The organism is Kaarinaea lacus, from assembly GCF_975902315.1.
In genome coordinates this window covers 1-12,920 of the sequence record NZ_CDLKIE010000147.1, presented here as the reverse complement: position 1 = coordinate 12,920, position 12,920 = coordinate 1, and the positions used below count along the sequence as shown (strand labels likewise).

Annotated in this window: 13 protein-coding genes; 10 read left to right on the top strand and 3 right to left on the bottom strand. The window is 45.4% G+C overall.

Annotated features, from left to right (window positions below):
- The coding region (locus ACWVCM_RS04120) for a DnaA N-terminal domain-containing protein (protein WP_455200446.1) at positions 1-522 on the bottom strand (522 nt) is incomplete at its 3' end.
- A gap of 213 nt (positions 523-735) precedes the next feature.
- Here ACWVCM_RS04120 and rpmH point away from each other — a divergent pair.
- The 10 genes from rpmH (at position 736) to ACWVCM_RS04070 (ending at position 10,983) form a co-directional block, all read left to right on the top strand.
- On the top strand, positions 736-870 hold the full coding sequence (rpmH, locus tag ACWVCM_RS04115; protein ID WP_455200445.1) for a 50S ribosomal protein L34: 135 nt from the start codon (positions 736-738) through the stop codon (positions 868-870).
- A 194-nt stretch (positions 871-1,064) separates the two neighbouring features.
- Positions 1,065-1,430, top strand: a complete 366-nt coding sequence (gene rnpA / locus ACWVCM_RS04110; RefSeq protein WP_455200444.1) for a ribonuclease P protein component — start codon at positions 1,065-1,067, stop codon at positions 1,428-1,430.
- Entirely contained in the window at positions 1,415-1,645 is a 231-nt protein-coding gene (yidD, locus tag ACWVCM_RS04105; RefSeq protein ID WP_455200443.1) for a membrane protein insertion efficiency factor YidD, read from the top strand. Before rnpA ends, yidD begins: the two co-directional genes overlap by 16 nt.
- Before the next feature lie 8 nt (positions 1,646-1,653).
- The gene (gene yidC / locus ACWVCM_RS04100) at positions 1,654-3,345 is read left to right on the top strand and encodes a membrane protein insertase YidC (protein ID WP_455200442.1); all 1,692 of its coding nucleotides are present in this window, start codon (positions 1,654-1,656) and stop codon (positions 3,343-3,345) included.
- Positions 3,346-3,381: 36 nt separating this feature from the next.
- The gene (gene mnmE / locus ACWVCM_RS04095; RefSeq protein WP_455200441.1) at positions 3,382-4,743 is read left to right on the top strand and encodes a tRNA uridine-5-carboxymethylaminomethyl(34) synthesis GTPase MnmE; all 1,362 of its coding nucleotides are present in this window, start codon (positions 3,382-3,384) and stop codon (positions 4,741-4,743) included.
- 43 nt (positions 4,744-4,786) lie between these two features.
- Positions 4,787-7,015, top strand: a complete 2,229-nt coding sequence (locus ACWVCM_RS04090; RefSeq protein WP_455200440.1) for an LPS-assembly protein LptD — start codon at positions 4,787-4,789, stop codon at positions 7,013-7,015.
- A 21-nt stretch (positions 7,016-7,036) separates the two neighbouring features.
- Positions 7,037-8,365, top strand: coding sequence for a peptidylprolyl isomerase (locus tag ACWVCM_RS04085; RefSeq protein ID WP_455200439.1), 1,329 nt, complete (start codon positions 7,037-7,039; stop codon positions 8,363-8,365).
- A gap of 27 nt (positions 8,366-8,392) precedes the next feature.
- Entirely contained in the window at positions 8,393-9,391 is a 999-nt protein-coding gene (gene pdxA / locus ACWVCM_RS04080; protein ID WP_455200438.1) for a 4-hydroxythreonine-4-phosphate dehydrogenase PdxA, read from the top strand.
- An 18-nt stretch (positions 9,392-9,409) separates the two neighbouring features.
- Positions 9,410-10,201 carry a 16S rRNA (adenine(1518)-N(6)/adenine(1519)-N(6))-dimethyltransferase RsmA gene (rsmA, locus tag ACWVCM_RS04075; protein ID WP_455200437.1) on the top strand — a complete coding sequence of 264 codons (792 nt, stop codon included), beginning with the start codon at positions 9,410-9,412 and terminating at the stop codon, positions 10,199-10,201.
- Between the two features lie 14 nt (positions 10,202-10,215).
- Positions 10,216-10,983 carry a YdcF family protein gene (locus tag ACWVCM_RS04070; protein WP_455200436.1) on the top strand — a complete coding sequence of 256 codons (768 nt, stop codon included), beginning with the start codon at positions 10,216-10,218 and terminating at the stop codon, positions 10,981-10,983.
- Between the two features lie 21 nt (positions 10,984-11,004).
- Here the strand turns inward: ACWVCM_RS04070 and ACWVCM_RS04065 are convergent, their stop codons facing one another.
- Positions 11,005-12,012, bottom strand: a complete 1,008-nt coding sequence (locus ACWVCM_RS04065) for a M14 family metallopeptidase (RefSeq protein WP_455200435.1) — start codon at positions 12,010-12,012, stop codon at positions 11,005-11,007.
- A 77-nt stretch (positions 12,013-12,089) separates the two neighbouring features.
- Positions 12,090-12,920, bottom strand: an 831-nt coding sequence (locus tag ACWVCM_RS04060) for a hypothetical protein (RefSeq protein WP_455200434.1), incomplete at its 5' end; no start/stop codon positions are given.

Genomic DNA, 12,920 nt, shown 5'->3' with positions numbered 1-12,920 from the left:
CATTAAATGGGTTTTACCCAGACCTACGCCACCTTGAATGAACAGGGGATTATACGTTTCACCCGTATTATCCGCGACCTGATATGCTGCTGCCCGGGCCAATTGATTGGATTTACCTTCGACGAATTTTTCAAAAGTAAGCGCATTATTCAGATTGGGATTGTGTGAAACATCACTGGCGCGGCGCGGTTTAACGATAGCCGGTGCAGGCTGTGGTGGACTCGGATTTTTAGTGTGCAGGGCGCGCAGGTCTTCCTGCTCCGGACGAGGGGTTGCCAGGTTTGTCTGCGCAATTTCAAGACTAACCCGTTGCGTGGCAGAACCTGGCTTTTGGTCGCCAAGGATGCCATTAATTCGATCTAAAAATCGGTTGTTAACCCAATCCAGTACAAATTGATTTGGGGCCAGGATCCGTAAGGTTTCATTATCTTCGATGGCTTGCAGTGGTCTGATCCACGTATTGAATTGTTGAGCGGTTAATTCTCCTTCCAGGCGGTCCAAACAAGTTTGCCAAGTCCCCACTGCAAGTCCTCCCTTCACGCGGCGTTTTTTTTAATGGAAAGACGGACGAGTCTACTCCCGAAAGGCAAAGTTATCCACACCCGGGCGAAAAAAAATTTCCTGGAATGTTGCTTGACGTAAGCAGGATATTCGCAGTATTCTACGCCGCTTTTATTGGAATTCTACGTACTATAATTAAGGCGCTGTCGCTGATTCAAAAATATTGGAAAAGTTATGAAAAGAACCTATCAACCCAGTAAGTTACGTCGTGCAAGAACTCATGGATTCCGTGCGCGTATGAGCACTAAAGCCGGCCGCCGCGTTATTAACGCACGTCGTGCCAAGGGTCGTAAACGTTTAAGCGTTTAGTTTGTCGTCATTCTATGATGTGGTTAATTAATAATCAGCCGCTAACGTAAAACCATACAGCCCGGCTCGAGGCTGTTTGGGTAGTTTTTGTGGCAACTGGTGAAGCGTTTTTAATATGTAACGCATTTAATTTTTTGCCACACCCGCGTCCACTCAGGATGCTCTCAAAAAAAATGACAGGCTGACAGAATTGCATGGCTCCTATTACATGCTTTACCCGCCAATACAGGCTGCTTCAAAGTCGGGAATTCCAGCGCGTTTTTAGCAACACACAATGCAAATCTGCTGATCGGTTATTAATTTTACTGGCGGCAAGCAATGATTGTGACCATGCCCGTTTGGGTTTGGCGATCTCAAAAAAAAGAATAAAAACAGCCGTGGCTAGAAACCGTTTGAAACGACTGGTCCGGGATAGCTTTCGACGTCATCAAAACGAAATGCGAAACATCGATATTGTAGTGATTGGACATGCCAGCGCAGCGCAGGCATCCAACCAGGAGCTATTTGATAGTCTAAACAAACACTGGAAAACACTGACGGCAAGATGCAAAAATTCGTAATCATTTTAATAAAAGGATATCAGTATTTACTGAGTCCATTTTTAGGTAGTCACTGCCGGTATTATCCCAGTTGTTCCTGTTACGCCGCGACTGCGGTCCAACAGCATGGTGCCTGGAAAGGCCTGTCTTTGGCAATAAGACGATTGTCTCGTTGTCATCCCTGGCATGAAGGCGGTTATGATCCTGTGCCAGAAAATACTAAAAATAAAGATTGAGTCGTCCTATGGAAAATCAACGCCTGTTTTTGTTTGTCGCTTTATCCCTGGTCATACTGCTTTTATACAGCGCCTGGCAAGAGCAATTTGGGCCCAAACCGCCTGCACCGGCACCCGTTAGCAGCGAGACGCTTTCTGGACAAGCAACGCCATCTCCACCCGCATCGGAAACTGCTGTTACACCGTCAGAGGATATTCCAGTTGCCAGGCCTGGTGCTGCTTCGGGCAATGGGCAAGCTGTCAGCAGTCAGGTGGAAAGCACAGTTATCAGCAAGAGCCAGCGAATTCACGTTAAAACCGACTTACTGCAGGTGGAGATTGATACGACCGGTGGCGATATCCGCAAAGCTTCATTATTAGCTTTTCCACAAAAGCTCAAACAACCCGATAAACCAGTGGTGCTGTTTAATGACGAATTACCTCGACTGTTGATTGCCCAGTCCGGATTGTTAGCCAGCAAAGGCTTTTCAGCTGATCACCATGTAATATTCAACAGCGAGCAGTTGGAATACAAGCTTGCAGAAGGGGACGATAAACTCCAGGTCAAGTTGTACTGGCACGGTGATAATGGTCTAAGCATTAACAAAATCTATACCTTCAAACGCGACAGTTACGTCATCGAAATGGACGTAGAAATTATTAACGGAACGAATGAAGACTGGACGGGCCGTTTTTATCGACAATTGCAGCGTAGTGAAGTCACGTCTGAAGAACAATCACGATTTATCTATACCTATACCGGTGGTGTTGTGTCCAATGAACTCAACAAATATGAGAAAGTTGATCTGGACGAAATGGCCACCTGGAAAGCCGAGCAGAGTTACATAAAAGGTGGTTGGGTTGCCATGATCCAACATTATTTTCTGGGTGCCTGGATTCCAGTACAGGATAAATATAACTATTTTTACACCAAGGCACTTGATACCGGTCGTTATCTGATCGGCATGTCAACAGCTGATTCCACCATCGCAGCGGGACAAACAGGTAAATTCAGCAGCAGTCTTTATATTGGACCAAAAGACCAGGAGCGACTGGCCAGTGCGGCACCCAATCTTCAGCTAACGGTTGATTATGGTGTATTAACTATATTGTCAGAACCTCTTTTCTGGTTGCTCAAATTTATCTACTCGTATCTCAATAATTGGGGGTGGGCGATTATACTCGTCACGCTGATTATCAAGCTGGTATTTTTTAAGCTGTCGGAAGCAGCTTATCGCTCTATGGCGAACATGCGTAAATTTCAGCCAAAAATCCAGCAGCTCAAGGAGCGCTATGGTAGCGACAAGCAGCGCATGAGCCAGGCAATGATGGATCTTTATAAGAAAGAAAAAATTAATCCCCTGGGCGGCTGTTTGCCGATGCTGGTTCAAATACCGGTATTTATCGCCTTGTACTGGGTGCTATTAGAAAGTGTAGAACTACGCCAGGCTCCATTTATCCTGTGGATCGATGACCTGTCCGCAAAAGACCCTTACTACGTTCTCCCATTGATTATGGGTGCCAGCATGTACGTGCAACAGAAGCTGAACCCGGCACCAATGGATCCCATGCAGGCGAAAATCCTGAGCTTCCTGCCAATAGTGTTCACGCTGTTTTTTGCGTTTTTCCCATCAGGACTGGTATTGTACTGGGTAGCAAACAACATATTATCCATTGCTCAGCAGTGGTATATCACGCGTAAAATTGAGCGTGCTGCTTAGTTAAACGTTAAATTAAGTTTCCTGGTCGAGATAAGCATGGCAAGTTCAACTCAAGCCATGGATACCATTACAGCCCTGGCAACACCGCCTGGGCGCGGTGGTATTGGAGTAATCAGAGTCTCGGGTCCGCTTTGTTCCCAGGTAGCCCAGGATATCCTGGGTAAGATTCCCCAACCGCGAATGGCAGAATACTTACCATTTAAAGATGCATCCGGTGAAACCATCGATGTAGGTTTAGCGATATTTTTTAAGGGTCCGCATTCATTCACTGGCGAGGATGTTCTGGAACTGCAGGGCCATGGCGGTCCCGTGGTGATGGATATTTTACTGAAAAGCGTTGTTTCTCTTGGCGCGCGTATAGCGAGACCGGGAGAATTTAGTGAACGGGCCTTTTTAAACGACAAACTGGATCTTGCGCAAGCGGAAGCAATCGCTGACTTAATTGATAGTTCCTCCGAACAAGCTGCCCGGTCCGCACTACGATCGTTACAGGGCGAGTTTTCCAGGCGCATTCATCAGTTACTGGATTCACTCATACAGCTTCGAATGTATGTAGAATCAGCTATCGACTTCCCCGAAGAAGAAATTGATTTTTTGGGGGATTCTCAAGTTAAGGATCAACTTAGCGCTATTATTGCACAGCTGCGACATACCTTGTCCGAGGCACGCCAGGGCCAGTTGTTACGCGAAGGGATGACGGTAGTGATTGCGGGAAAACCCAATGCCGGCAAATCAACCCTGTTGAATCAGTTAACGGGAAGAGAAAGTGCCATTGTAACCGAAATACCGGGTACGACACGTGATGTTTTGCGTGAGATGATTCAGATCGATGGCATGCCCTTGCACATCATTGATACGGCTGGTTTACGAGAAGCTGCCGACAGGGTGGAGCAGGAAGGCATACGCCGGGCCTGGGATGAAATCAGCCAGGCAGATCAAATGCTGTATGTAGTTGATGCCAGTCAGCATGATCCAATAAACCAGGATCCTTTACTGCAAAGCCTCCTGGCGGCCGGACCCGGGGTGACCATCGTATATAATAAGGTGGATTTACTGGAAAAAGGTGGTGATCTGCAAAGCATAGATATTAAACATTTATCAATATCAGCAAAAAATGGTACTGGTTTGCAGGAATTAAAGGAATATCTGAAATCGTGCGTTGGGTTTCAAACAGTGGGCGATGGCAGTTTCATGGCAAGGCGACGTCACCTGGTTGCACTGGATAACGCACTCAATCATACCCTGCAGGGACAACAACAACTGGACACTTATAACGCGGGTGAATTGTTGGCTGAGGAATTACGTCAAGCGCAACTGCAACTGGCACAAATTACGGGGGAGTTTTCGGCAGATGATTTATTGGGGAAAATTTTTGCCAGCTTCTGTATTGGTAAATAATTAATACAAACAACATACCTACTAGATGACAGTTTCAATCATCATGATAAAGCGGACAGGACTATATGCAGCGATTACCCTGGTTGCGTGCATCATGATGGCATTTAGTACTAGCGCGGTTTTTGCAGCGGAAGCAGATGATCCCTGGCAATATTGCAGCACACTATTTGTTCCATCCAGTTTTACAACTGACCCAGTCGAAGTGGATATAAAACCTGAAGCGGGTCAAATCGTCGTGACCTCTGATACCGCGCGCATTGAAAAGCTTCAAACTTACCATTTTGCAGGTAATGTCATTTTTCGACAAACAGATGGAATCTTAACCACTGATCACGCCATTTATGATCGAGTCAATAATAAAGTGTACGCAGATGGCGCAGTTCGATATCGGACCGGCCAACATGTATTGATTGGTAAAAAAGCAGATGTGCAAGTTGACAGCGATAAGGCCAATATAACTGAAGCCGAGTTCTGGTTGGTTGAAAATCACCTGCGAGGTACAGCTCAATCCGTATCAATACTCGGCGAAGACGTACTCCATTTGAAAAAAGTATCATTTACCAGTTGCGATAAAGGTAAAGAAGACTGGGTGTTGAAATCCGCCGAGCTACATCTGGATTTTGCCGCGAATAAGGGGATAGCTCGTCACGCCCGCGTAGAGTTTAAGCGAGTGCCATTTTTATATTTGCCTTATATGAGCCTGCCTATCAAGGGACGCAAAACAGGATTTCTGGCGCCTAACTTTGGTTCATCCAGTTCTTCGGGTACAGAAATATCTTTGCCCTATTATTTTAATATTGCGCCCAATCGCGATGCGACCCTTACTCCCCGCTATTTAAGTAAACGTGGTGTTCAAATTGCTGGGGAGGCACGTTATTTAGACAAAAAATATGAAGGAAAGCTAGAAGTCGAGTACTTGAGCAATGACAAAGCTTTTAATGAACTTGATCGAACTTATGCCGCTTTTTTCCACATCGGTAATCCATCGCGAGGTTGGCGTACCCAGGTACAGTATCGATACGCTTCAGACGATCGTTATTTTGATGATTTCTGGCATAATTTAAGTGCTTCCAGTTTAACGCATCTGGAACGTTTCCTTGATGTTGAATATAAAGCAAAAGACTGGCGCGCCAGGGGAAAAGTTCAGACTTTTCAAACGCTGGACGAAACCATTGCCGCGATTGACAGGCCCTATCAACGCTTGCCACAGTTACAGTTGGTGACCAATCCCTATTTTCTAAACTATGGCTGGGAAACGTCGGCGGCTACAGAACTGGTCCATTTTTTCAGGGAGGATGGTGTTACCGGGACGCGTTTTGATCTGGCACCAGAAATTGCCTGGCCATATCGCAGGGCAGCGGGCTACGTTGATCCCAATGTAAAGTTGCGATATACACACTATACGTTAGGTAGTAATGATCCTTTATATCCCGATCACATTAACAGAACCATGCCTCAGGCCAGCCTGGATAGTGGCTTATTTTTTGAGCGTGAAATCGAGTCAGATCAGGGGCAACTTGTACAAACCCTGGAGCCGCGTCTGTACTATCTGTATGTTCCTTATAAGGATCAGGACGATATACCGATATTCGATACAACGCTACCTTTATTTAGCTTTTCCGAGCTTTTCCGAGATAATCGTTTCTCCGGTGTCGACAGAATCGGTGATGCGAACCAACTTAGTTTCTCTCTAACAACGCGATTTTTTAATGACTCGGGAAATGAACTATTAGTCGCTACACTCGGACAGATCTATTATTTTCAGGATCGGGAAGTTGCACTACCCGGCGATGCACCAGATACAAGGTCGCAATCGGATATTACCGGTATGTTGAGCAGTCAATGGAACCGTAAAGTCCGCGCTATGGCCAGTTTTGAGTGGGATCCGTTAACCAGTCAGGTAGATAAAGGTTCATTTGAGTTCCGTTATCGATTTAGTCACGATAAAATTACCAACCTGGCTTATCGATATGAAGTAGATGCCATTGACCAGGTAGACCTTTCAATATTATGGCCGTTGCGACAACAATGGAAAGCCTACCTGAGATATTATTATTCATTTCTGGATGATATCTCACTGGAAGCCGTTGGCGGGATCGAATATGAAAGTTGCTGTTGGGCACTCCGCCTGATGTATCGAGACTACATCAGTGATTTGGCAACCGATACGCGAAATGACTCTATCTTGTTCCAGTTTGAACTTAAAGGCCTGGCCAGTGTCGGTAGGAAAGTTAAATCAGCATTTGATACCGGGTTATTACCAGGATTATAAAATAGAAACTTATGTAAGGTTATGAAAACGCCAACTTATAATTACACTCCGAAGACTTTCTTAGCTCAATTGCCTGGAATTATTTTCCTGACAATAATTTCTCTAGCATCGTCAGCGGCTGTGCAGGATAAAAGTAACGCTATTGATCGCATAGTGGCGATTGTAAACGATGATGTTATTACTTTTGTAGAACTGGAACTAGAACTGGATGTCATCAAAAAACAATTACGACAACGGCAAACCCAAATGCCCCCTGAAGATATATTACAGAAACAGGTGCTGGATCGTCTGGTGGTTAACCGGATTCAGTTACAACGTGCTGAAAAAAGATTGTTAAAAGTAGATGACGAGACCCTTAACAACGCTATCGAGAATATTGCCAGACAAAATGGAATAGGTATAAATGAATTTCGTCAAGCCCTGGAGGCTAGCGGAATCAAATACAGCGAGTATCGTGCCCGAGTAAAGGATGAAATGATTATGGCGCGATTACAACAACGGGAAGTTCGCAGAAAGATTACGGTAACAGATCAGGAAATTGAAGATTTTCTGGCAAACCAGGATTTGCAAGGTCGTTCGAACGAAGAATATCGTTTACAACATATCTTGCTAGTGGTGCCAGAAGCAGCAACTCCTGTAAGAATTCAGGAAGTTAAACAAAAAGCGCAACAATTGCTGGAGAGCCTTAATGCTGGCGAAGACTTTTCACAGCTTGCCATTGCTCAATCAGATGGGCAGCAGGCTTTGAATGGCGGCGATCTTGGGTGGCGGAAGCTCGCTGAAATTCCCAGCCTGTTTTCCGGATTGGTTAAAAATATGCACCAGGGTGATATTAGCGGACTCATTCGTAGCCCCAGTGGTTTTCATATTATCAAACTGGCAGAGAAGCGTAGTGCAGATGTGCAGCATATCGTGAATCAAACATTAGCAAGGCATATCCTGATTCAAGCTTCTGATCTGGTTAGCAATGATGAGGCTCTGGGAAAAGTCCAACAGCTAAAGCAACGAATTGATGCCGGTGAGGATTTTGCGCAAATTGCTACTGCAAATTCCGATGACAAAGCTTCGGCAGCTGATGGTGGAAATCTGGGATGGGTAAATCCTGGCTCTATGGTTCGTGAATTCGAGGAAGCAATGGACAGGTTGCAGCCGGGTGAAATTAGTGCACCGGTAAAGACACAATTTGGTTGGCACATAATTCTAGTGGAAGATCGTCGTCAGCATGACAATACCGAAGAGTTTCTCAAGAAACAGGCCAGAGAATATATACTGGAGCAAAAAACGGGGCCGGCATTGGAAAACTGGATACGACAAATTAGGGATGAGTCATTTGTTCAGCTGCGTTTATAGATGATCGTTCCGACATGCTAATCATATATGAACATTTCTTCCCAACCGCGATTAGCTATTACCTCTGGTGAACCAGCGGGAATTGGGCCAGATTTATGTGTGCAATTATCTCAGCACGACATTGAAGCCCAGTTAATTGTATTAGCAGATCCGCTGCTGATTGAGCAGCGCGCGCGAATGCTCGATATCCCGCTCAAAATCGTAACCCTTAAAACAATTGACAGTCACTGTAGAAACCAGCGTGCTGGGATTCTTCATGTGTTTCCCGTTGACTTAGCGCAGCCGGTGCATACCGGTAAGCTTGACCCAGCCAATGCGCACTACGTGTTAAATATGCTGGAGCAGGCAACCCATGCATGCCTGGAAGGTAAGTGCCATGGCATTGTAACCGGACCACTGCACAAAGGAGTTATCAACGATGCCGGCATTAAATTCACCGGGCACACGGAGTTTTTAGCCAGATTAACCAACACTCCGTTACCTGTCATGATGTTACAAACCGAAGGACTGCGTGTTGCCCTGGTAACGACACACTTGCCATTGCGAGAGGTTGCTGATGCCATCACGCCACAAGTTTTAACCAGCGTCATTGAAATTCTGCATCGTGACCTGGTTAATAAATATGGTATTCCAAACCCTGAAATATTTATTTGTGGACTGAACCCTCATGCAGGGGAGGGTGGACACCTGGGCAACGAAGAGCAAACCATTATTGAGCCAGTACTAAATCGATTACGTCAGCAAGGCATGTTACTTCATGGACCTTTGTCGGCGGATACTATATTCAGTCCTGATAATTTACTGAAGGCAGATGCTTTTCTTGCTATGTACCACGACCAAGGTCTACCTGTCCTGAAGTATAAAGGCTTTGGGCAAGCGATTAATACTACCCTGGGCCTGCCCATAATTCGTACCTCTGTTGATCATGGAACAGCTTTGCCATTAGCCGGGACAGATAAGGTCGATCCAGGCAGTTTTTTACTTGCAATAAAAACCGCCATGGAAATGGCTAGCAACTTAAACTAATACTAATAATTGCTAATAATGTCTCAGTCTTTCCATCATCGTGCCCGTAAACGATTCGGTCAAAATTTTTTGAAGGATTCAGGTGTAGTACAGCAGATAGTAAATGCTATCGCACCAGCACCAGTAGACCACCTGGTTGAGATCGGTCCTGGAATGGGTGTGCTGACTCAGGCAATATTGCCACTGGTTAGTGTGCTAGATGCCGTTGAACTGGATCGTGATCTGGTGGCCAGTCTTAAACAGTCACCGTTACCTATGGGTAATTTTACAATCCACAGCGCTGATGCGCTGAAATTTGATTTTTGTAAATTGGTGCAAGCAGAGGAAAAGCTTCGTATCGTAGGGAATTTACCTTACAATATCTCTACACCACTGATATTTCGGTTACTCGAACAAATTGCCTGCATTGAAGATATGCATTTTATGCTACAAAAAGAAGTGGTCGATAGACTGGCTGCTTCACCTGGGCATAGATCTTATGGCAAACTGAGCGTAATGGTTCAGTATTATTGTTACGTCGAAAAGGTCTTTGATGTTGGGCCGCAGGCCTTTTCTCCACCACCTAAAGTAGATTCTTCGGTAGTTCGTATGATTCCGCATAGTGAACCCCCTGTAAAAATAGCTAACTTTTCTTTGCTGGAAAAAGTTGTGAGTGCGGCTTTCGCTCAGCGTAGAAAAACCTTGCGTAACAGTTTGAAAACCCTGATTACCGCTGAAGATATGCAAGCAAGGGGAATAGATCCATCGCAGCGCGCTGAAACATTAACGCTGGAAGAATTTGCAGAATTAGCCAACCTGTTACAAGAGTAAGCGAGTATTTCACCATGGAACTCGGCATTGTCAAAGCCATAGCGAGTATAATTTTGCCGCCAACAGGTTTGATTGTGTTGGGTGTTCTGGGCTTAGGCCTTTCACTGGCCTGGAAAAAAACCGGTCTCTGGTTGGCAGCAATCAGCTTGATAAGTTTATTGTTGTGTAGTTTGCCGGTGGTTTCGGCGTTACTGATTAACACCCTGCAAACTGATGAGTCTATTTCAGCAACTAAGTTAAAACCGAAAATTGAAGACGCGGATGCACTGGTGTTACTGGCAGGTGGCAGGCGAGTAAATGCCGAAGAATACGGCGATGACACGTTGAGTTTATTTTCACTGGAGAGAACGCGTTATGCGGCCTGGGTTGTAAAGCGTACTGGATTACCATTAATTATTAGTGGTGGGCGATTACACAATGAGGCCAGGAGTGAAGCGGATTTGATGCGGGAAGTATTGCAGAAGGAATTTATTGTCATCGTTGATCATATTGAAGAACATAGTCGTACAACGTATGAAAACGCCAAATTCACCGCCAGGTTTCTTAAACAAAACGATTTAAGAAAGATTGCGTTGGTGACTCATGCCTGGCATATGCCGCGGGCCAAAGCTGCGTTTGAACATTTTGATATCGAGGTGATACCTGCCCCCACAGCTTTTTACGGGCTCCTTCCGGGCTACCGACTTGAAGATTTTTTGCCGTCAGCAAGAGCATTGCGATACAGCGCAATAGCGTTTCATGAGATATTCGGTCACTGGTGGTATGAACTTCGTTATTATTAGCGTTCATCAATAAATTCAGCACTAAAAACTGAGTCGCTCCATTAAATAACATAAGCAATCTTTGCGAATAATGTCGCTTTCAGTAGTCAGCATAGAAGGCATAATATCGCAACGTGTCACCAGGCGGTGCTCTTCTGATTTAAAAAACCGCTCATACACTTCATTGCCGTCTTCATCCATCACGGAGAAAGGCGTTTTATCCGGATTTTTCATATTGGCAATCCCGGTACCGGCTGGTAATTCACAAAAATTCAATTTTTCCAGATCGGAGCGAAAACAGATGTCCGAGCTGCTATCAGTAAAACTAAAATCCACCGACGGTGGTACTTTTACAATGGCAACCGTGTGAAATAAATCCATATCCTGTTTTAATACCGGCCGATCCGGCAACTCGGATAAACCCAGGCAGGATTCTATGTATTGCATGGCATGGGTTACGCCAAGGCGGTGTTCAGTTTTTCCGGCTTCAACAGTTACGGCCGGGCAAATCTCTGCAAAGGCCTGAGACTGTACGCCTTTAGGCCGAATAAAATAGATAACCGTGCGACTGAACAATATAGCCAATTGGTAAAAGGCGTTGTCCATACGGTTAACACAAGCATAATGTGGATTAAGGCCGGTATTGTTATGTATGTCGAGACTAACAAACACCTTTCGCTTGCGCATTTCATCAATAACCTGCTGCACCATATGCGCTTCTTCAGCTTCATGTCGAAATCCACTGTGTGGCCAAATTCGGTTGTAGTCGACCTGGTTGTCCAGGCGCCGCTTAGCGAATTTAGCAGCTTCAATGTTGCCAATAAATATACTGAGTGAACGGGGTAAAGTACTATTGTGGTATTTCTTCAATAATTCCTGGATCGCGTAGTATCCAGAGGTTTCGTTACCATGCAACAGGACGGATACAAATAATGGTGGTTCGCGATGTCCCGATAAATGAATCAGGGTGGGTTTATCCAGTATGCGATACAATTCCGTCGGTGGAGCTGTCAATAAGCCGTTGGGTATGTGATGGATGACATTGAGCATAATTAATTTAATTCAAAATCGCTATGATTCAATCAAATATTCTGACAGTTTGTAAATAGCATTCAGGGTGGCGTAATTTACAGGTCCCATTCGTGAACTGCGACACCGCTGTTCTGTCTTTCCACGTATGCCTTGGTTAAACTCTGCATATCCAGGCCATGTTTGGCAACGAAAGCCCTTTGCCAGGCAGCGCCATTACAACTGTTCACGCTTCGTTGCTCGATGACACCAAGATAAGTATCGATATCCTGGGTGTCAATGCCGGCTTTTTCCAGGCCTTGAGCGGCCATGGGGATTAGCTCGTTCAATATCAGTGTACGAATGTTACTTTTCTTACTATCGAGCCAAACGATGTGCGCGTCAAAACCATGCTTGGCGGCGCTATAAAAATTATCTCTTGCCTGGTCAAAAGCCAGTTGCATTTCGGGTTGAATTTCACGTTGCATCAGGTTAAGCGCCAGGCCGAAATAAAAGGCTGCGTTAGCAATGGCATCTATGACACTGGGACCTGCAGGTACAACACGATGTTCAATTCGTATGTGGCATTGTTCGTTTTCTATGCCGAGTAATGGTCGATTCCAGCGCCACAAGGTACCGTTATGCAGCCGAACGTTACTGAATTTTTCAAGTGGTTCATCAATTAATTCAGGTAACAAGACCGGATAGTGTTCCAGGTTTTCAGTGAAGCACTCAAAAATCGAATGATGCAGGTAGCCGGAGCCAAAAGTGACGCGTCGCATGGGACCATGTGCTGCAGGCTCGTAACCACCCACTTCTACCGATTGCTCAAACAGGGGAATCCGCGTTTCTGCCCATAAATCCTTGCCGCACAAAAATGGCGAATTGGCGGAAACTGCGACGGTGGCAGCCGAAGCAATTACCGAGGCATTATATGCCCGAACCGCCAT